Here is a 19,983-nt window from a genome sequence, read left to right as displayed (position 1 = left end):
TATCCCCGATCTTGAATATCGAGGTTCAATCTCACGGCTGATGGTTAATCGCAGTACAACTTTTCCCGCTATGAGCGCGTCATACCGCCGCACTCCCGCCGGATGTGCTTGCGGCTATCCGCCGCGACGCAGGGTTTCTCTGGCGATGACCAGTTGCTGGATCTGGCTGGTGCCTTCGTAGATCCGGAAAATCCGGACATCTCTGTAAAGGCGCTCGATACCGTAGTCGGCGACATAGCCGGCGCCGCCGAAGATCTGCACCGCCCGGTCGGCCACCCGTCCGACCATCTCCGAGGCGAACAGCTTGGCGGCGGCGGCCTCCAGGGTCACGCCCTCGCCCGCGTCGCGCTTGCGGGCGGTCTCCAGAACCAGGGCCTTGGCCGCCAGGGCCTCGGTCTTGCTGTCGGCGAGCATCGCCTGGATCAGCTGGAAGCTCGCGATCGGCTGGCCGAACTGCTTGCGCTCGGAGGCGTAGGCCACGCAGTCGGCGATCAGCCGCTCGGCCACGCCCGTGCAGACGGCGGCGATGTGCAGGCGGCCGCGATCGAGCACCTGCATGGCGACCTTGAAGCCCTCGCCTTCCGCGCCCAGCCGGTTCTCGACCGGAACCCGCACGTTGTCGAAGGTGACGTCGTGGATGTGGGCGCCCTGCTGGCCCATCTTCTTCTCGGCCTTGCCCACGTGCAGGCCCGGCAAACCGGCTTCGACCAGGAAGGCCGACACGCCCGAGCCGCCCTTGGCCTCGGGGTTGGTGCGGGCCATCACCGTGAACAGCGAGGCCTTGCCGGCGTTGGTGATGAAGCGCTTGGTCCCGTTCAGCACATAGGCGTCGCCGTCCAGCGTGGCGCGGGTCTGCACGGCGGCGCTGTCGGAGCCGGCCTCGGGCTCGGTCAGGGCGAAGCTGGTGACGGTCTCGCCCGAGGCGATGCCGGGCAGCCATTTGGCCTTCTGGGCCTCGGAGCCGAACATCACCAGGCCCTGGCTGCCGATGCCGACATTGGTGCCGAACACCGAGCGGAAGGCCGGCGAGGCGCGGCCCAGCTCGATGGCCACCAGCGCCTCGTCCTCCATAGACAGGCCAAGCCCGCCATATTCCTCGGGGATCGACAGGCCAAAGAGGCCCAGATCGCGCATCTCGGCGATCACGCCTTCGGGCACCGCGTCGTTCTCGGCCACCTGGGCCTCGATCGGCCGCAACCGTTCGGCCACGAAGCGGGCGACCATCTCGAGCAGCTGGTCGCGGGTCTCGCGGTCAAGGGCCATGGCGGTTCCTTCCTGTCAGTCGTCGCGTCAAACGATCGTTTTATTCGCCGACTGTACCCGCCGCTCGCGGGAATGGAAGAGCCGTCAGAAGCGGGCCCGATAGGTGGCCGCCAGGTTCAGTTCCGGATCGGCCGAGGCGTCGTGCCCGGGCTGCAGGGCCACGCCGCCGCGCACGCTGATCCGCCGCTCGCCGCCCAGCGACCGCTCCATGCCCAGCCGCAGGTCGATCTCGCGCCCGTCGGGCGAGGCGCTGAAGCGGCGGGTCGAGTAGGTCAGCGGGTCGTCATAGGACAGCGGCGCGTCGGCCAGGGTCGCGGTGAACCGGCCGCGCTCGACGCGCAGGGGCTGGCTGACCTCGAAGGTCAGCAGGGCGCAGGACCAGCCGATCAGGTCGCAGTCCGCCGCCGCCATCAGGCGCCAGGCGCCGCTGACCGCGCCGTCCAGGCCCAGCAGCCCGCCCTGGGCCGACATCCGCCCCATCGAGGCCTCGGCCCGCAGGCTGACCCCGGGACGCGGCGACAGGTCGAAGGCGGCGGCGGTGAAACGGGTCGAGGTCGGCAGGGCGAAGGTCGAGCCCGGCGCCAGGAACGAGCCCAACGGACCCAGCGGCTCGTCCAGGGTCCCGGCGGTGACGCTGAGCACGCCGCCGGCGAGCGCGGTCTGGCCGGTGGCCGCGACGTAGCTGGAGGCCTTGATCTCGGTGGTCTGCATCGGGCGGCGGCGCACGGCCTCGCCCTGCTCGGCGCTGAAGGCGAAGCGGCCCAGGCGTACAGCGGCTTGCACCGTCTGATCGGGATGCGCGACGAGGCGGAAGGCGTCGCGGCCCTCCGGACCGGCCGGGGCCGGCGCGCCGCCCTCGCCTTTCCAGGTCGAGAAGCTGAACCGGCCGAACGCCGCCTGCATCCGCGCCGAGCGCATGGGCTGGGGTCCCAGCAGCATGTCCGGCGCGCTGGCGTTGGGCGTCGGCTCGAACAGCGGCGCCTCGGCGCTGAAGGCCAGTTGGGCGCCGCCCAGGCTGGGGCCGCCCAGCACCACCGCGCTGGAGGCGGTCGGCGGCGGCAGATCGCCCACGCCCCGGCGCGACGCGCCCGGCACGGAGCCTGCCAGGTCGACCACGAAGCGGCGGTGATAGTCGTCGGTCAGCACCGTGCTCAGGGCGTCGGTGCGCGCCAGGGCCTGGCCGAACGGACCGGCGAGGCTGGTCCCCGGCTCGTTGGCGTCAAGCGCGACCGATTCGTCCTCGCCCACGGCCAGGCTGCTGGTCCCCACCGGCTGGAAGGCGCGGGTCAGATCCAGCGAGCCGCGGCCGTAGGTGCTGTCGGTCCCGGTCGTCCCGAGGTCGGCGGCCGTGCGCAGCAGGATCGAGACCGCGTCGCGGCCGGAGATGTTGGGGAAGGCCTGCAGCAGCAGGGCCAGGGCCCCGGCCACGTGCGGGGCCGAGAACGAGGTGCCCGAGATCCGCCAGCAGCTGCCGGCCGTATCGCAGTCGGTGATCACCTGGTCGCCCGGGGCGACGAGGTAGCCGTTGGCCGCCACCCCGGCCTTGTTGGAGAAGCTGGCCAGGGTTCCGCTCTGCGACAGCGCCCCGACGGCCAGCAGCGCGCCCTGGTAGCGGGTGTCGACGGCGTAGCGCGCCGGCCAGCCCGGATCGGCTTCGCCTTCGTTGCCGGCCGAGGCGGCGATGACGACGCCGGCGGCCGTGGCGCGGGCCAGGGCCGCCTCGAAGGTCGCGCCCAGCGGCGTTTCGCCGCCGAGCGACAGGTTGATCACCTTGGCGCCGTTGGCGACCGCGTAGTCGATCGACCGCGCCAGGTTGCTGGAGTTGAAGATGCACTCTTCGCAGTCGGGATCGGTTGACGCCGTGTCGGCGCGGATCGACAGGATGGTCGAGCCGTAGGCCACGCCGATCGTGCCCGTCCCGTTGAAGTTGGAGGCGATGATCCCGGCCACGCGGGTGCCGTGACGGTCGGCGTTGGCCAGCTCGTTGCGGCCGCTGACGATGTCGGTCGAGGCGGCCGAGACCCGGCCGGCCAGGTCGGCCTGGGACTGATCGACGCCGGTGTCGATCACCGCCACCGTGATCCCCGCGCCGGTGTAGCCGGCGTCATAGGCGGTGTTGGCGTGGATCGCGGCCAGGCCCCAGCTGCGCGTGTATTCGGCGCTGGTGACGCTGGGCGGAGGCGGCGGGGGTGGAGGCGGCGCGGGCGGCGTGACCGGCGTCGTCACGCCCGTCGAAGGAGCGCCCCCGCCGCCGCCTCCACCGCAGCCGGTGACCAGGAGCGCGCCGCCCATGACCAGGGCGACAGGCCAGATGCGCAGGATACGGTCGAAGCCGGTCATCAGAACCCCTGCCCGTCCCCGCGCCCGAGCTTACACCGTCGGCGGCGAGCCTTTCGCGAGGACACTGCGGCGCACGCCGTAAACGAAATATATCAGCAAGCCCACAATCTGCGCGCAGAGGAAATAAAGCTGCGTCTTGGCCGGCAGGCTGGCGAACAGATAGAGGCAGCCGAGGATCGCGCCCGAGGCCACGACCGGCCAGGCCGGGACCGAGAACACCCGCGGGCGGTTCGGCTCGCGCCGGCGCAGCACGATCACCGAGGCGCCGACGGCGATGAAGGCGGCCAGGGTGCCGGCGTTGGCCAGTTCGGCGATCTCCTTCAGCGGCAGCAGGCCCGACAGGAAGGCCGACAGCAAGCCGGTCAGCATGGTCATCAGCACCGGCGTGCCGGTCTTGGCGTTGACCCGGGCCAGGGCGCGCGGCAGCAGGCCGTCGCGGGCCATGACGAAGAAGATGCGGCTCTGGCCGTACATGAAGGCCAGGATCACGGTCGGCAGGGCGACGACGGCGGCCAGGGCGACGACCTGGGCGACCTTCGGGTGCTTGAGGCTCTCCAGGATGAACACCAGCGGCGCTTCGCTGGCTGAGAACACCTCGGTGCGCGAGGCGCCGATCGAGACGGCGGCGACGACCATGTAGATCAGGGTGCAAGCGGCCATCGAACCGACGATGCCAATGGTCAGGTCGCGCTTGGGGTTCTTGGTCTCCTCGGCGGCGGTCGACACCGCGTCGAAGCCGTAGAAGGCGAAGAAGATCAGGCTGGCGGCGGCCATGACGCCGACCTTGACCCCGTCGGGGCCAGGCGTGGCGGCGAAGCCCTTGGGCATGAACGGAGTGAAGTGGCTGGCGTCGAAGGCCGGCAGGCAGAGGGCGACGAAGATGGCCAGGGCGGCGATCTTGATCACCACCAGCACCATGTTGACCGTGGCGCTCTCGCGGGTGCCCAGCGCCAGCAGGCCGGCGACCGCCATCGAGATGATCACGGCCGGCAGGTTGACGATGCCGCCGGCGTGCGGGCCGGCCAGCAGGAACTCGGGCGTGCCGATCATCCGGAACAGCCCCTGGGCGTGAGCCGACCAGCCCACCGCCACGGCGGCGCAGACCAGGGTGTATTCGAGGATCAGGCTCCAGCCGATCACCCAGGCCACCGGCTCGCCCATGGCGACGTAGCTGTAGGTGTAGGCGCTGCCCGAGGCGGGGATCATGGTCGACAGTTCGGCGTAGCAGAGCGCCGCGCAGGCGCAGACCGCGCCGGCGATCAGGAACGACAGGATGACGCCCGGCCCGGCCAGGCCCGCGCCCACGCCCGTCAGGGTGTAGATGCCGGTGCCGACGATGGCGCCGACGCCCAGGGCCACCAGGTGCGGCCAGCTCAGGGTCTTCTTCAGCTCATGGCCGCCATGGCCCGCCGCCCCGTCGATCGCCTTGCGGCGCGTCCAGAAACTCATGCTCGTCCTCCCGACTGCCGGGCGACCATGGCTGGGGATCGGCGCCCCGCCAAGAGGGCGGACCGCAAAGACGACATATCTTCGGCCGCGCCTCGAAATCGCGCCTTCCACGGACGAAACGCCGGAAAAGGCCGGGCTCGGCCGAAGGATCGTCGGATCAGATCGCCGCGTCGAACGCCTGGTAGCCGATCGGGCCGCTGGCGGCTGGAGCCCCGCGCCCCTTCATCCGCGCATGCAAGCGCTTCACGCAGTCGCTGCCGGTGCGCTCGAACAGGAAGGGCAGCAGGCCGTGAACCAGGCAGGCCAAGCCCGCGGCGACCATCGGCAGGCCGAAGCTCCAGGCCATGGCGAAATGCTCGCCATAGGTTTCGCCGACCTGGCGCGGGTGGCGGGTGAACAGCGCGAACATCAAAGGTCCCCTTGCTTCGATGGAGGACGCCAGGATGCGGCGCGCCGGCGAGAAAGGCATTGTCGAACTTCGGGCGAACGCGCAGGTTTGGAGAACTTCAATCTCCAGATTCCGAAATTGAGAGATGATCGATCTCGATTCCATCGACCGCCGCCTGCTCGCCATCCTGCAGGAGGACGCCACCGTCTCGATCGCCGATCTGGCCGAGCGGGTGGGCCTGTCCCAGACGCCGTGCTGGAAGCGGCTGAAGCGCCTGCAGGACACCGGCGTCATCACCGCCCGCGTCGCCCTGCTCGACCGCGAGGCCCTGGACGTCTCGCTGACGGTGTTCGTGGCGGTCAAGACCGGCCGCCACGACGAGGCCTGGCTGGAGACCTTCGCCAAGGGCGCTTCAGCCCTGCCCGAGGTGGTCGAGTTCTACCGGATGAGCGGCGAGGTCGACTATCTGCTGAAGGTGGTGGTCAAGGACATCGCCGCCTACGACCGCTTCTACAAACGCCTGATCGCCACCGCGCCGTTGAGCGACGTGTCGTCGAGCTTCGCCATGGAGCAGATCAAGTTCACGACGGCGCTGCCGATAGCGGGGGCCTAGACGCCTTCGGCGGCCCCCTCAGTCGCTCCGCGACAGCTCCCCCAGAGGGGGAGCATCTGAGGCGTCAAGATCCTCCCCCTCTGGGGGAGGTGGCCCGGAGGGCCGGAGGGGGCTCCCCGGTCAGTCCGGCCACAGGTCCTGGATATCGCCCTTGCGGTTGAGCATGTGCGTGGCGCGCTTGATGAGCATCAGCAGGCGTTCGCGGCGGCCTTCGCCGTCATAGGTCAGGGTGGTGCGGGCCAGGCCTTCGAGCATGAAGCGGGCCAGATCGCGACTGGCCTGGAAGCGCGGACCGGCGCCGGCGTGCAGGATCTTCAGGAAGTGGTCGCCGGCCTGGGCGCGGTCGAACTCGGCCTGGGCCGGGGCCAGCAGGGCCTGGATGGCCGGGTCGGTGCGGCCGGCGGCCTCCAGCTCGGCGAAGGCCAGGAAGGGCTCGCTCTGCAGCAGGTCCCAATAGCTGTCGATGGCGTGCTCGGTGACGTCGGCCCCGGCTGGAATGCTGTCAGCGGCGGCGCGGAACAGGGCCGAGCGGGCGGCCTGGACGTGGGCCACGGCGGCCTCGACCAGGGCTTCGCGGGTCGGGAAATGATAGAGCATCGCCCCGCGCGTCAGGCCCGCGGCGTCGGCGATCACCGGGTTGGTGGCCGCGTGGTAGCCGGTCTCGGCGAACAGACGCATGGCGCAATCGAGAATCCGCGCGCGCGTCTTCAGCGATTTCGGCGTGTCCTTGGCGAGGCGGGCGGCGTCCATGGGCGTGATCTAGTGCGGAGCATGCTGCGCTGCAACAGCCGTTTTCCCAAAGAACACAAGGGATGAGGCCGGTGTCGCGCCGTCGCGGACGCGCCTGCCGCACGCGCAGGAACTGGTCGAAAGGGAGGCTGACCCTACGGCGCCTACCCTCGTTCGGCCACCACCGGGCGATTCGCCGCGCCCTCGAAGGACGCCGAACCCGGACGGTTTCATCAAAGCGACATGCAATCAGCTTATCCGCCACCCTCAGTTCTCGCTTGGGGAGCGGCCATCGCGGGGGCGAAGGCCGCACAGCGCTGGGGAGCCGGTCATGGCCGCCGAGATCGAAGTCCGCCGCTATCGCAGCATCTTCATCAGCGACATCCATCTGGGCACGCGCGGCTGTCAGGCCGAACTGCTGCTCGACTTCATCCGCCACGTCGAATGCGACCGGCTGTATCTGGTCGGCGACATCATCGACGGCTGGAAGCTGCGCAGCGGCTGGTACTGGCCCCAGAGCCACAACGACGTGGTGCAGAAGATCCTGCGTCTCGCCCGAAAAGGCGTCGAGGTGATCTACGTGCCCGGCAACCACGACGACCGGGTCCGCGACTTCTGCGGCACGCACTTCGGCGGCGTGGTCGTGGCCCGCGACGTGATCCACGAAGCGGCCGACGGCAAGCGCTACCTGGTGGTCCACGGCGACGAGTTCGACGGCGTCGTGCAGCACGCCAAGTGGCTCGCCTTCCTCGGGGATTGGTCCTATAGAACCATCCTCATGCTGAACACCTTGCTCAACCGCGCGCGGCGGAGAATGGGGTTCGGATACTGGAGTCTCTCGGCCTATCTGAAGGTCAAGGTGAAGAACGCATTGCAGTTCATCGAGAACTTCGAGGCCGCCGTCGCCGACGAGGCTCGCCGTCGCGGCGTCGACGGCGTGATCTGCGGCCACATCCACAAGGCCGAGATGCGAGAGATCGACGGTATTCTTTACGTCAACGACGGCGACTGGGTTGAAAGCTGCACCGCTCTGGTGGAGCATATGGACGGCCAACTCGAAATCCTCGAATGGTCGAAGATGAGGTCCTGGTCGGTGATCGACCGGGCCCGGGCGCTCGCCGTCGAGCCCCCGTTGCCGGAGCCTGCCGCCGCCTGATGCGGATACTTCTCGCCACCGACGCATGGGAGCCGCAGGTCAACGGCGTGGTTCGGACCCTCACCAAGGTGATGGCCGAGCTTCGCGCCATGGGCCATGAGGTGGACGTGGTCAGCCCTGACCAGTTCCCGACCTTCCCGCTGCCCACCTATCCCGAGATCAAGCTCGCGATCGGCGCCTACGAGCCAGTGCAGGAGCGCTTCAAGTCGTTCGAGCCCGAGGCGATCCACATCGCCACCGAGGGTCCGATCGGTCTGGCCGCGCGCCGCATCTGCCTGGAATGGAAGCTGCCGTTCACCACGAGCTATCACACGCGCTTTCCCGAGTACGTCTCGGCCCGCCTGCCGCTGCCGCTGGCGGCCGGCTACACCTACATGCGCTGGTTCCACAAGCCGTCGGGCCGCCTGATGGTGGCCACGCCGACCATGCGCGACGAGCTGGTGCGCCACGGCTTCCGCAACATCTCGCCCTGGTCGCGCGGCGTCGACACCGACGTCTTCAAGCCGCGCCTGCCGGACGAGCCGGACCTGTTCGAGGGCCTGGCCCGTCCGATCTATCTCAATGTCGGCCGCGTGGCCGTCGAGAAGAACATCGAGGCCTTCGCCAGCCTCGACCTGCCGGGCACCAAGGTCGTCATCGGCGATGGTCCCCAGCGCGAGGAGCTGGCCGAGAAATATCCCGAGGTGAAGTTCCTCGGCGCCAAGTTCGGCGACGAGCTGGCCCGCTACTTCGCCTGCGCCGACGTCTTCTGCTTCCCCTCCCTGACCGACACCTTCGGCCTGGTGATCCTGGAGGCCATGGCCGCCGGCGTGCCGGTGGCGGCCTTCTCGGCGCCCGGGCCCATCGACATCATCCCCGGCTCCGGCGCCGGCGTGCTGGCGCCCGGCCAGACCGACGGCCTGCGCGAGGCGTGCCTGGCCTGCCTCGACATCGACCACGCCACGGTGCGCAAGTTCGCCGAGGGCTTCTCGTGGCGCGCCTGCGCCGAGGAGTTCTTCAAGAACCTGCAGCCCTATCCCGAACCGGAAAAGACCCGCTTCTGGCGGCGGCTTCGGCGGCTGGCGCGGATCCGCCGGAAGACGGCGGCTTAAGGGCCCAGGCTCTATCGCTCCTCAGGCGGCTTGGCCTCGCCCTCTTCAAGGCGGTGGCGCTCCCAGGCCTTCACGGCCTGGCGCAGGTCGCCGCGCAGCCGGTCTCCGTTCTGCACCAGGGCGAAGGCGGCCGCCCAGACGCCGGGGGACGATTGCGGGTCCGCACCAGGCTGGACATAGGCGCCCGGCTTCAGCAGCAGCACGTAGTCCCGGCGCGGGTCGAGCGAGACGATGGTCGGCGAGAAATAGGGCGTCCCGCCGCTGCTATCGAACTCGTTGGCCTGCCGGCAGGCCGAGAGCGAAGACTTGGCCCGATATTCGGCGTTGAGCAGCACGCGCACGCCGGGCTCCGGCGCCACCTCGATCTCCTGGGTCGGCGCGCCGATCAGCGTCTCGACGACGGTGAAGGCGAGCGCGCCGCTGACGACGGGGGGATTGCCGTCCTGCCGGCAGGTGGTCGGATCGACGTCCTGGGACATCATCGCGCGGCACCAGGACAGCGGCGGCGGACCGGGTCGGACCTTCGGCGCGCGCACCACGCCCATCCAGGTCACCGTCTGGATCCCCTCGCCTAGCCGAAAGTAGTTCAGCTTGGTCGCCTGGGCCTCGTCCGACAGCTCGCCGCAATAGAACACCCGGACGGCTGCCTTCACGGGCTCGGCGGCTGCCTGACTGGACAGGGCCAGGACCGTCACCACTACGAGGCTGGACAGCTTGATCATGCCGCCAGGTTAGTAGCGAGCACTCACTTACACAACCCTGAATGCTTGCCCACCTGGCGATACGCGCCAGGACGGTGCTACTCCCGCCACCTCAGGATCAGCACCCCGTCGCGGACCTCGTAAGACTCCAGGGTGTCGAGGAAGCTCATGCCCAGCAGCGAGCCGCTCATCGGGGCCTTGTTGACGTCCATGGCGAAGTCCCTGCGGACGATCGGGCCGATGGCCAGGCGATCGGCGGTCCAGACCGCGCCGTAGCCCAGGCCGTTGGCGGTCTCGGCGGTCTGGTCGTAGTTCAGGGTCTCGATTGGCACGCCGATGCGCTGGGCGTCGGCGGGGCTGAGCACGGTGTGGCTGGCGCCGGTGTCGACCATGAACGGCACCCGTTGGCCGTTGACCTCGCCGATGATGATGAAGGCGCCGCCGGCGTTCTTGGCCACGCGCAGTTCCCGCTCGCCCGTCGTCACCGGCGCGCCGACATTCAGCGCCATCAGAAGACGCTGCGGCGCCTCGGCCAGTTCGGCCCGGTAGAGATAGCCCATGCCCAGGACGGCGGCGATCACCAGCCACAGGGCCGCGAAGCCGACGCCCCGGAAGGCCTCGCGCCGGGTCGCCCGCAGCAGCGCGCCCGAGAACACCACGGCCGCCGCGCCCCACATCAGCACATAGGTGCGATCGTAGCCGTCCCGCGGTCCCCAGGGAGCGAAACGACCCACCAGGACGAGCACCGCCACGATGCCGCCGGCCAGCAGCGCCCAGGCCAGCCAGCGCCGCCAGGACGGCCGCGGCGGCCCCTCCGGCCTGGCGACCTTGGCGGCCTTGGCGGGCGCGACCTCGGTTTCCGGCGGCGGCTCGGCGCCCCAGGGTCCCGGCTGGCTCATCTGGCTATCCCTTTACGCCCTAACTCCGGCGTCCCCCGACGCTCAGTCCTCGTTGTCCTCGCGGCGCTTGCCGGGCTTGAGGATGACCTTGTCGATGCGCGAGCCGTCCATGTCGACGATCTCGACGTCGAACGCCCCCAGGTGAAGGATCTCGCCCTCGGCCGGGATACGGCCCAGGCGGTCGAGGATCAGGCCGGCCACGGTGTGGTAGCCGCCCTCGGCCTCGAAGTTCTCGCCCAGGGCGTCGTTGAGCTCCTGGATGTCGAGGCGGGCGTCGACCAACCAGCTGCCGTCCTCGCGGCGCAGGATGCGGCGTTCGCCCTCGTCGTGGTCCTCGGGGAAGTCGCCGGCGATCATTTCCAGCAGGTCCAGCGGCGTGATCACGCCCTGCACCGAGCCGAACTCGTCGACGACCAGGGCCATGTGCAGCGAGGTCTGCTTGAAGACGGCCATGGCGCGCAGCAGCGACATGGTCTCGGGGATGGCGATCGGCTGCTGGATGTGGGCGCGCAGGTCCAGCGGCTCGCCGCCAAGGCAGGAGTCCAGCAGGTCCTTCTTCAGCACCACGCCGATCTCGCCGTCGAGGTCGCCTTCCAGGGCCACGACAATGCGCGAATAGGGGCACTCGCGGACCTCGGCCTGCACGGCCTCGGGCTCGTCCGACAGCGAGATCCAGTAGAGGTCGCGACGCGGGGTCATGGCCACGCGCACCGGACGGTCGCCCAGGCGCAGCACCTCCTGGATCATGGTGCGCTCTTCCGGCTCGATCAGGCCGGCGTCGGCGCCTTCGGCCAGCACTGTCTCGACCTCTTCGGAGGTGATGCCGCTGTTGCGCTCGTCGCGCACGCCCATCAGCTTGAGGATGGCGGCCGTCGAGACGGTCAGCAGGGTGACGAACGGGCGCAGCATCGTGGCCACGAAGGCCAGGAACGGAGCCATGGCCCGGGCGATGGTGTCGGGGAAGATCAGGGCCAGGCGCTTGGGCACCAGCTCGCCGAGGATCACCGAGACATAGGTCAGGCCGATGACGACGATGGTGGTGGCGATGGCCTCGGAGTGCGGGCCGATCACCGGCATCGGCTCCAGCCACTTGTCCAGCGCGCCGGCGATGGTGGCCTGGCCGTAGGCGCCGGCCAGGATGCCGATCAGGGTGATGCCGACCTGCACGGCCGACAGGAAGCGGGTGGGGTGTTCGGCGAGGGAGAGGGCGATCTTGGCGCCGCGGTCTCCCCGGTCGGCCTGGCTCTGCAGTCTGGCCCGCCGCGCGGAGACCACCGCGAGTTCGGACATGGCGAAGACCCCGTTCAACAGAACGAGGAACAGAACGACGGCGAGCGCGAGGAGTATCATTGTCCCTAGGGGCAAGTGACGCGGCGCCGGACGGCGGCCACGGCCCAGACTTTCTTGACGCGGCGCGGGCGGACCGGAGGACACTATACAAAAGAAAACGCCGCGGCCCATAGGACCGCGGCGCAATCTTCGGTCGCGCGGCGAGATATCGCCGCGGATCGGGTCTTTTAGGCGGCCGGACGCGGCATCGAGACCTTCTTGGCCACGACGTCCTTCTGGGCCTGGTGCTGACCGGGGGGCAGCGGGATCAGGCCGCGGCCCTGCAGGTAGCCGCCACGGCCGGTGGCGGCGTCGGAGGTGAACTCCTTCAGGAAGTCTTCCAGGCCCGGCGTGACGCCGATGTTGGCCTTCTTGACGTAGATGAAGAGCGAGCGCGACAGCGGGTAGGAGCCGTCGGCGATCGTCTGGGCCGAGGGACGCACGCCGTTGATGGTCGCGCCCTTGATCTTGTCCATGTTCTCTTCGAGGTACGACCAGCCGAAGACGCCCAGCGAGCCCGGGGTCTTGGTCAGGGTGCCGACGATGGCGTTGTCGTTTTCGCCGGCGTCGATCCAGCCGTCGTTACGCAGCGGGTCGACCAGTTGCTTGAACTTCTTTTCGTTGTCCGAGCGGATGGCGTCGGCGGTCGGGAACTTGCGGGCGCCGGCTTCGATGGCCAGTTCCACGAAGGCGTCGCGGGTGCCCGAGGTGGGCGGCGGGCCGTAGACCTGGATGCGGTTGCCCGGCAGGCCGGCGCCGACGTCGTCCCAGCTGTTGTACGGGTTGGCAACGAACTGGCCGCCCTTCAGCACTTGCTTGGCCAGGCCCAGATAGAGGTGCTCGGTCTTGAAGTTGTAGTCGGCGCCGTCCTTGTCGGTGGCGACCACGATGCCGTCGAAGCCGATCTTGATCTGGATGATGTCCTTGACGCCCTTGGCGGCGCACTGATCGAACTCGGCCTTCTTCATCGGACGCGAGGCGTTGGCGATGTCCGGGAAGCCTTCACCGAGGCCGCCGCAGAACAGCTTGATGCCGCCGCCGGTGCCCAGGCTCTCGACCTTCGGGGCCTTCTTGCCGGTCTTCTTGGCGAAGTTTTCGGCGGTGCGGGTGGCGAACGGGAACACGGTCGACGAACCGGCGGCCCAGACGTAGTCGCGGGCGGCGTTGGCGGGGACGGCGGCCAGGCCCGACAGGGCGACGGCGGCGGCCGCGCAGGACAGGAGCTTTTTCATCGGAAATTCCTGAGAGGAAAAGGAAGTGTCCGGACGGGCGCGACGCCCGTCCGGCGGGGTCGGGCCTTAGAAGTCCAGCTGAGCGCGCAGCTGGAATTGCTTGATGGCGTAGTCCTGGTTGGCGCCGAAGTTGTCGACGTCGCCGTCCGTGTAGTTCGCCTGGAAGCGGACGTACGAGGTCGGGTAGTAGTTCACGCCCAGGGTGACGCCCGTGTACTTGCCGGCCTGCGAGGTGGCGGGCTTGGTCTTCAGGGTGTCGTAGGCGTCGGTGGTGTCGGCGAGGTCGTAGCGCAGGGCCAGCTCGACGCCGCCCCAGCCGCCGGCCGTGACCGGGTTGAGGATCTTCGGACGCTTGAATTCACCGGCGGCCGCGTCGTAGTTGCGGATCTCGCCCGTCGGCCAGAAGGTGACGTAGGCGTAGCCGACCTTGACCTTCGGGTCGCCGCCGACGGCCGAACCGCCGACGCGGGTCACGTCGATCGACGAATATTCGCCCTGCACCGAGAACGGGCCGTGCACGTAGGCGCCTTCGACGGCCAGCGTGTTGTCGCGGTTGCCGATGGCGCCCGTGGTGTAGAAGGTGGTGCCGTTGGTGTAGGCGGTGTTGGTGCGGCCGGTGTAGGCGAAGGCGGTCTCGTCGCCGCGGTTGCGGTAACGGTACGACACGGCCAGGTGCAGCTTGTCGATGTCGGTGTTGATCGGCGCGTAGTGGAAGCGGCCGGTGACGGCGATGCGTTCCTTGGAGTCGGCGCCCGCGTTGGCGACGTCGGCGGTGTTGATGCTGTTGCCCTGCACCGCGCCGGTGAAGCTGTAGTTCAGGCCCTGGTACTTGGCCACGACGCCCAGCAGGTAGGAGTCGACGCCGAAGTCGCCGTACGGACCGCGGTCCATGAAGGTGGTGAAGCGGGTCGAGGTCAGGTTCTCGAGACCGGTCGCCTTGACGTTACCGAACAGCAGCGAGACCTGCTCGACCGGCTTGTACTCGATGACGACGTCGTCCCAGCTCCAGGCGCCGCCGTTCACCGCGCCGCCTTCGGCCTTGTAGGCGAAGTAGTTGTTCAGCTTGCCTTCGACGCCGAGGAAGACCTGGCGGCCGCGGACGTTGCGGGTGTCGAAGTCACCGCCGGGACCGTCGCGCTCGACGTCCTGGAACACGGCGTCGATCAGGATGCGGCCGCGGACCTTGAAGGCCACGTCGTCGTTCGAGAATTGCGGCGAGCCGCTCCACTTGACGCCCAGGTCCTGGGCTTGGGCCGCGACGCCGAGACCGAGCGCGAGCATCGCGCCGAGGGCCGAACCGGCGACCAGCGAGGTCTTGTTCCGCATCTGAGAATTCCCCTTGAGGCTTTCCCTGCGCCTCGCCCCCCTCTTAGGTGCGGGATCAGGATGAGAGGGCCTTTACGGACGGGGCATGACGGTTCCGACACCGATCTGTGACAGCCCGATGACACGTGTTTTCAAGGGGTTAATCTGTGTCGTGGGGGACACAGGGGGCAGACTGGAATTGTCCGCGTACGGCGGGGTGCGCGGAGCTCGGCAGCCGCCGCTCAGCCGGCTTCCGGCCCGCAGGGCGCGGCCGCGTCGGCGGCGTAGCGGGCCAGCCAGGGCGGCGGCTCGACTTCCTCCGCGCCGTTGACCTTCACGCCGCGCTCGCGCGCCCAGCGGTATCCCCACATCGGTCCGAAGCGCGACACGAAGGTCGACCTGGCCGTGTAGGCCGGGTCGCTCTGGGCCTCGTCGAGCGTCACGAACCGGTAGCCGCGCGCCGCGTAGAGATCCAGCAGCTCGTCCAGCGTGTCGGCGTTGATGCGGTTCAGGTGCAGCAGGGCGATCTCGGGCGGCGCGTAGCCCAGCACCTTGGCGTCCAGGCGGGCGTAGTAGTCGATCTGGATCGCCGAGCGCCGCAGATAGGCCTCGCGGATCCGGCCGGCGCAGACCCCGTCGCCGTGTCCCTGGCCGGCCCGGAGGAGAGCGGCGCGATAGGCGGCTTCGAAGACATAGTCGGAGGTGTCGATCGTCGAGGCCGCGGCCGTGTAGCCCAATCGGTCGAGCAGCGCGGCGATCCCGTCGCGCTTCTCCGCGGTCTCGCCCGTGTGGTTCATCGGAAAGCGCATGAACCGCAGCGGCCTGCCCGCCTTGTCCATGAGCGGACGGATGGAGGCCTCGCCCCGCGTGATCTCCTGCTCGATCCCCGCCAGGTCGAGCGTGTTGGCGTCGGCGTGGGCGTAGCCATGATTGCCGAGCGAGAGATCGCCCCTGGTCCAGGCCGCCAGCACGGGCGCGGCCTTGTCGCCCAGGGCCTGCGCCGTCTGCTCGACGACGAAACCCGTCGCCGGCGCCGAGTGGCGCTTCAGGACCGCGCGGATGCGGGCGTTGAGGCGCGCGACCTCGGCCGGCGACAGCGCCGCCTCGCCCGCGCCGATGGCGCCGGCATAGGGCAGATCGTCAAAGGTGATCGCCACGGCAAGACCGGGCGCGGCGGCCGCCGGACCGGCGAGCCAGGCGGCGACCAGCGCCAGCGCGAGCCGAATGCGGATCATGACGCTCCCCGGATCGATGCGCCGACGCCTCGCCCGCCTTCCGTCAGAGCAGCCGCGAGCGGATGGCCTGGGACAGCAGGTCGATCATCGACACCGCCACGACGATGACCAGCACGATGCAGCCGGTCTGGTCGAACTGGAAGGCGTTGATCGAGTCGATGAGGATGGCGCCGATGCCGCCGGCGCCGATCAGGCCCAGCACGGTGGCGGCGCGGGCGCTGCTTTCGAAGCGGTAGAGGGCGTAGCTGGTCCACAGCGGGGCGACCTGCGGGATCACCCCCCAGACGATCTCCTGCAGCTTCACCGCGCCGGTGGCGCGCACGCCCTCGACCGGACCCTTGTCGATCGACTCCACGGCCTCGGCGAACAGCTTGGCCAGCACGCCGCCGGTGTTGAACATGATCGCCATGACGCCGGCGAACGGGCCAAGGCCCACGGCGGTGATGAAGATCAGGGCCACGACCAGGTCGGGGATCGAGCGGATCAGGTCGAGCAGGCGGCGCACCGGCTGCTGGATCCACCACGGCGTGATGTTGCGCGCGCCGAGGATGCCCAGCGGGATGGCCACCAGCACCGCCAGGACCGTGCCCCACAGCGCCATCTGGATGGTTTCCCACATCTTGGCGATGAACAGGCCCCAGCTCATCGACATGAAAAGCTGGGGGTCCGTGAAGGCCGAGAAGAAGCCGCGGGCGAACTCGCTCATGCGGCTGGAGCCGCTGAACAGCTCGGGGAACTTGTCGATCTCGGCCGGCTTGAAGCTGATGATCAGCAGCAGCGCGACGCCGCCCCACAGCAGGGCGTCGAACGCCAGCGCCGTGGCGGAGCGCTTCGGCGGGGCCGGGATCGGGGCGTCGGTCATCGAGCGGGGCGCCGGATCAGTTCACGGCCGGGAGGCCGGCCTTGGCCTCGGCGGCCAGGCGCTGGGCACGGATATCAGCCAGGGCCTTCTCGGCGGCGGCCACCTTGGCCTTGTCGCCGCCTTCCTTGGCCAGGCCCAGGCCCTCCAGGGCCTCCATCTCGCGGACGGTCAGCAGGTGGGTGTCGTCGGCCGGCTTGAAGCCGCCGATCGACAGGCGCTTGAGGTTGTCGCGCTGCTTCTGGGCCTCGGGCGTGTCGCCCTGCGCATAGGTCAGGAAGAACTGGCGCAGCTTTTCCTTCACGACCGGGTCGAGGTCCTTGCGCCAGATGATCGGATCCTCGGGGAGGGTCGGCGACTCCCAGATCACCTTGACCCGGTCGGCCTGGCCGTCCTTGCGGTCGGCGTTGAGGCGCAGGCTGGTGGTGTTGTTGGTGGCCGCGTCGAGCTTGCCGTTGGCCACCGCGAACAGGTTGGCCTGGTGGTTGCCGGTCAGCACGGTCTTGAAGCAGGTCTCGGGCTTCTTGCCGGCCGGTATGAACACGTAGGTCATCGGGGCCAGGGTGCCGGAGGTCGACTTCTTGTCGCCGATGCCGAAGTTCAGCGACTTGTCGCACTTCAGGAGCTGCTCGAGGGTCAGCTTGCTGTCCTTCGGCACGATGATCACCGACTTGTAGCCGTCGACGCCCGAGGGATCGAAGGTGCGGGCGAAGACCTCGCCGTTCGAGCGGCGCACGGCCTCCAGGCCCGACTGGTTGGAGAACCAGCCCAGGTCGGTCTGCTTGGCGCCCATGGCCACGATCAGCGACGAGTAGTTGGACGAGAAGAACGGCTTCACCTTGAGGCCGGTCTGCTTTTCCATGTCGGCCAGGATCGGACCCCAGTAGCTTTCCATGTTCTGGGCGGACTCGGTCGACAGGATCGAGAAGGTCACCGTGTCGGTCGCCTTGGGCGCCTCGGACGGGCCCGAGCAGGCGGCGAGCGCCAGCGCGGAGAGCGTGAGGCCGGCGATCAGGCTGCGGCGGATCATTGCGGGGCTCCTTCCCAGAACACGTCCTCGAATTCCGGGCCGTAGATGTCGATGAGCTTGTCACGGTCCAGCGCGTCGGCCGGACCGTCGTAGACCTTCTGCCCGGCCTTCAGGGCCACGACCCGGTCGCAGTAGCGCAGGGCGTAGTCCACCTGGTGCAGGGTGACGATGACGGTCAGGCCGTCGCTGGCGTTCAGGTCACGGAGGATCTCCATGACCTTGCGGGCCGAGACCGGATCGAGCGAGGCGACCGGTTCGTCGGCGAGGATGATCTTGGCCTTCTGGACCAGGGCCCGAGCGATGGCGCCGCGCTGCTGCTGGCCGCCCGAAAGCGTGTTGGCGCGCTGGCCGGCATAGTCGGAGATGCCGACGCGGTGCAGGGCGGCCATGGCCGCCTCGCGCGTCTCCTTCGGCCACCAGCCCAGCAGGCCGCGGACCAGCGGGATACGCCCCAGCGAGCCGAGCGCGACGTTGCTGAACAGCGACAGCCGGCCAACGAGGTTGAACTGCTGGGCGATGAAGCCGATGCGGATGCGCGCCTTGCGCACCTGGTCCTCGACGCGGCCCCTGGCCTGCACGGGACCACCGAAGGCCGTGATCGCCCCGTTCCCGTCATCGATGGTCTGCAGACCGTCGATCGAGCGTAGCAGGGTGGATTTTCCGGAGCCGGACGGACCGATGAGCGCGATCATCTCGCCCCGCGCGACGTCGAGCGAAACGGCGTTCAAGGCCTTCCGCGACCCGAAGGTCTTGGAGACGGAACGGATCGAGAGAACTGGGTCCGACGTCATGGTCGGGACGAATCCTTAACGTGGTTTCCGACGCGGGCAAATCCGTTCCCTGCTTTGCGTGCGCCGCGCAACGGATTTGTGACATGCGGTGGATCAATTCACCCCCCAAGGCGGCGGGGGGGCGGTCGGGGAACGGTCGGTTCAAAAGGGACTTTACATCCCTGTCCATTGCCCCTATCTCGCTCGGCTCCGGCGGACCCGAAGTCCTCTAAAGCGCTGCTAACGCCGGCCTGGGTTTAACTTCCAACAGGGGGTTACGTGCATTGTCCACGTACCACACGCCCCTGGACCTGGTCCGCGAGCGGTCACCGGAACGTCCTGTCGCACTCGTGCGACCGGACGCGGTGTCGGTAGCGGCGCGCTGGTTCCAGTCTGAATTCAAAGGCGATGTTTTCTACGCGGTGAAGGCGAACCCTTCCCCGTGGGTGATCCGCGAGCTGGTTACGGCCGGCGTGCGATCGTTCGACGTCGCTTCCGTGGCCGAGATCGAGCTGGTGGCCGAACACGCCCCCGGCTCGCGCATGGCCTTCATGCACCCGGTCAAGAGCCGGCGCGCCATCTCGGCCGCCTATTTCGACCACGGGGTGCGCACCTTCTCGTTCGATACGCACGAGGAGCTGGCCAAGATCATCGACTCGACCGGCCAGGCCAAGGACCTGAACCTGATCGTCCGCATGGGCGTGCAGGCCGAAGGCGCGGCCTATTCGCTGTCGGGCAAGTTCGGCGTCGACCTGCATACGGCCCCGCCCCTGCTGCTGGCCGCCCGCCGGTCCACCCAGGACCTGATGGGCGTCAGCTTCCACGTCGGCAGCCAGTGCATGCGGCCCACCGCCTACCAGGCGGCGATGGCCCAGGCCTCGCGGGCGCTGGTGCGCGCCGGCGTGCTGGCCGACGTCGTCGACGTGGGCGGCGGTTTCCCGTCGATCTATCCGGGCATGGTCCCGCCGGATCTGTCGGAATACCTGGCGGCCATCGACCGCGGCTTCGCCGAGATGATGGTCCACGAGACCACGCAGCTGTGGTGCGAGCCGGGCCGCGCCCTGTGCGCCGAGGCCTCGTCGCTGCTGGTCAAGGTCGAGCTGAAGAAGGGCGACGCGCTCTATCTGAACGACGGGTCGTACGGCTCGCTGTTCGACGCGGCGCACATGAAGTGGCCCTTCCCGGTGAAGCTGTACCGCAAGAACGGCGAAGTGGTGGAAGAGGGCCTCAAGCCCTTCCGCTTCTACGGCCCGACCTGCGACAGCGTCGACCACATGCCCGGCCCGTTCTGGCTGCCGGAAAGCGTGGACGAGGGCGACTACATCGAGATCGGCATGCTCGGCGCCTATGGCGTGGCGATGTCGACCCGCTTCAACGGTTTCGGCGAAACCGACACCGTGGAAGTGCAGGACGCCCCGATGGCTTCGATGTACGGCCTGGCCAAGCGCTCGATCCCGATGGTCCGCACCGAGACCGAGGAACGTAAGGTCGTTCGCTTCTCGCGTCCGAAGGGCGCGGCCGGCAAGCGCAAGCGCCGTCGCTAAACCGACGTGGTTCGCCACTAAGTCAGTTCTGAGTTAAACCGCGCGCCGCG

18 protein-coding genes are annotated in these 19,983 nt (G+C 68.9%); 4 read left to right on the top strand and 14 right to left on the bottom strand.

What is annotated here, in order from left to right:
- Window positions 1-114 precede the first annotated feature (114 nt).
- The 4 genes from AC2YHT_RS07765 to AC2YHT_RS07750 all read right to left on the bottom strand — a co-directional run bounded on the left by AC2YHT_RS07765 (window position 115) and on the right by AC2YHT_RS07750 (window position 5,461).
- The gene (locus AC2YHT_RS07765; RefSeq protein WP_110118620.1) at window positions 115-1,263 is read right to left on the bottom strand and encodes an acyl-CoA dehydrogenase family protein; all 1,149 of its coding nucleotides are present in this window, start codon (window positions 1,261-1,263) and stop codon (window positions 115-117) included.
- Between the two features lie 84 nt (window positions 1,264-1,347).
- On the bottom strand, window positions 1,348-3,603 hold the full coding sequence (locus tag AC2YHT_RS07760) for a S8 family peptidase (protein WP_487289002.1): 2,256 nt from the start codon (window positions 3,601-3,603) through the stop codon (window positions 1,348-1,350).
- Between the two features lie 30 nt (window positions 3,604-3,633).
- Window positions 3,634-5,052, bottom strand: a complete 1,419-nt coding sequence (locus AC2YHT_RS07755) for an amino acid permease (protein WP_487289001.1) — start codon at window positions 5,050-5,052, stop codon at window positions 3,634-3,636.
- A 157-nt stretch (window positions 5,053-5,209) separates the two neighbouring features.
- Complete coding sequence (locus AC2YHT_RS07750; RefSeq protein WP_487288999.1) at window positions 5,210-5,461, bottom strand: DUF6356 family protein; 252 nt, start codon at window positions 5,459-5,461, stop codon at window positions 5,210-5,212.
- A 124-nt stretch (window positions 5,462-5,585) separates the two neighbouring features.
- Here AC2YHT_RS07750 and AC2YHT_RS07745 point away from each other — a divergent pair, with 124 nt between their 5' ends.
- Window positions 5,586-6,053: an Lrp/AsnC family transcriptional regulator gene (locus tag AC2YHT_RS07745; RefSeq protein ID WP_487288997.1), complete on the top strand. Its 468-nt coding sequence runs from the start codon at window positions 5,586-5,588 to the stop codon at window positions 6,051-6,053.
- A gap of 120 nt (window positions 6,054-6,173) precedes the next feature.
- Here AC2YHT_RS07745 and AC2YHT_RS07740 read toward each other — a convergent pair whose 3' ends face one another.
- Window positions 6,174-6,803: a TetR/AcrR family transcriptional regulator gene (locus AC2YHT_RS07740; protein ID WP_110118625.1), complete on the bottom strand. Its 630-nt coding sequence runs from the start codon at window positions 6,801-6,803 to the stop codon at window positions 6,174-6,176.
- Between the two features lie 310 nt (window positions 6,804-7,113).
- On the opposite strand from AC2YHT_RS07740, the gene AC2YHT_RS07735 reads away from it, so the two are divergent.
- Both AC2YHT_RS07735 and AC2YHT_RS07730 read left to right on the top strand, forming a co-directional pair.
- Window positions 7,114-7,938: a UDP-2,3-diacylglucosamine diphosphatase gene (locus AC2YHT_RS07735; protein ID WP_110118626.1), complete on the top strand. Its 825-nt coding sequence runs from the start codon at window positions 7,114-7,116 to the stop codon at window positions 7,936-7,938.
- Window positions 7,938-9,029, top strand: coding sequence for a glycosyltransferase family 4 protein (locus AC2YHT_RS07730; RefSeq protein ID WP_487288996.1), 1,092 nt, complete (start codon window positions 7,938-7,940; stop codon window positions 9,027-9,029). The genes AC2YHT_RS07735 and AC2YHT_RS07730 overlap by 1 nt, the downstream gene beginning before the upstream one ends.
- Before the next feature lie 11 nt (window positions 9,030-9,040).
- Here the strand turns inward: AC2YHT_RS07730 and AC2YHT_RS07725 are convergent, their stop codons facing one another.
- The 9 genes from AC2YHT_RS07725 to phnC all read right to left on the bottom strand — a co-directional run bounded on the left by AC2YHT_RS07725 (window position 9,041) and on the right by phnC (window position 18,410).
- On the bottom strand, window positions 9,041-9,751 hold the full coding sequence (locus tag AC2YHT_RS07725) for a hypothetical protein (RefSeq protein ID WP_487288995.1): 711 nt from the start codon (window positions 9,749-9,751) through the stop codon (window positions 9,041-9,043).
- Window positions 9,752-9,828: 77 nt separating this feature from the next.
- On the bottom strand, window positions 9,829-10,629 hold the full coding sequence (locus AC2YHT_RS07720) for a TIGR02281 family clan AA aspartic protease (RefSeq protein WP_487288994.1): 801 nt from the start codon (window positions 10,627-10,629) through the stop codon (window positions 9,829-9,831).
- A 42-nt stretch (window positions 10,630-10,671) separates the two neighbouring features.
- A complete protein-coding gene (locus tag AC2YHT_RS07715) occupies window positions 10,672-11,979 on the bottom strand; it encodes a hemolysin family protein (RefSeq protein ID WP_110118628.1) in 1,308 nt (435 codons plus the stop codon).
- A 167-nt stretch (window positions 11,980-12,146) separates the two neighbouring features.
- Window positions 12,147-13,190, bottom strand: coding sequence for a substrate-binding domain-containing protein (locus AC2YHT_RS07710; RefSeq protein WP_487288992.1), 1,044 nt, complete (start codon window positions 13,188-13,190; stop codon window positions 12,147-12,149).
- A gap of 66 nt (window positions 13,191-13,256) precedes the next feature.
- Window positions 13,257-14,516 carry an OprO/OprP family phosphate-selective porin gene (locus tag AC2YHT_RS07705; RefSeq protein ID WP_487288990.1) on the bottom strand — a complete coding sequence of 420 codons (1,260 nt, stop codon included), beginning with the start codon at window positions 14,514-14,516 and terminating at the stop codon, window positions 13,257-13,259.
- Between the two features lie 221 nt (window positions 14,517-14,737).
- The gene (locus tag AC2YHT_RS07700) at window positions 14,738-15,730 is read right to left on the bottom strand and encodes a polysaccharide deacetylase family protein (RefSeq protein ID WP_487288989.1); all 993 of its coding nucleotides are present in this window, start codon (window positions 15,728-15,730) and stop codon (window positions 14,738-14,740) included.
- Window positions 15,731-15,773: 43 nt separating this feature from the next.
- Window positions 15,774-16,592 (bottom strand): phosphonate ABC transporter, permease protein PhnE, encoded by an 819-nt coding sequence (gene phnE / locus AC2YHT_RS07695; RefSeq protein ID WP_487288987.1) that lies wholly within the window; start codon window positions 16,590-16,592, stop codon window positions 15,774-15,776.
- Between the two features lie 16 nt (window positions 16,593-16,608).
- Complete coding sequence (gene phnD, locus AC2YHT_RS07690) at window positions 16,609-17,619, bottom strand: phosphate/phosphite/phosphonate ABC transporter substrate-binding protein (RefSeq protein WP_487288986.1); 1,011 nt, start codon at window positions 17,617-17,619, stop codon at window positions 16,609-16,611.
- Window positions 17,616-18,410, bottom strand: coding sequence for a phosphonate ABC transporter ATP-binding protein (gene phnC / locus AC2YHT_RS07685; protein WP_487288985.1), 795 nt, complete (start codon window positions 18,408-18,410; stop codon window positions 17,616-17,618). The genes phnD and phnC overlap by 4 nt, the downstream gene beginning before the upstream one ends.
- Before the next feature lie 263 nt (window positions 18,411-18,673).
- Here phnC and AC2YHT_RS07680 point away from each other — a divergent pair, with 263 nt between their 5' ends.
- The gene (locus tag AC2YHT_RS07680) at window positions 18,674-19,933 is read left to right on the top strand and encodes a type III PLP-dependent enzyme (protein ID WP_487288984.1); all 1,260 of its coding nucleotides are present in this window, start codon (window positions 18,674-18,676) and stop codon (window positions 19,931-19,933) included.
- Window positions 19,934-19,983: the final 50 nt, after the last annotated feature.

The sequence above is a fragment of the Caulobacter sp. SRI_008 genome (genome assembly GCF_057586355.1).
The sequence above is the reverse complement of the archived record's forward strand: the minus strand, read 5'-3'. Positions and strand labels throughout refer to the sequence as shown.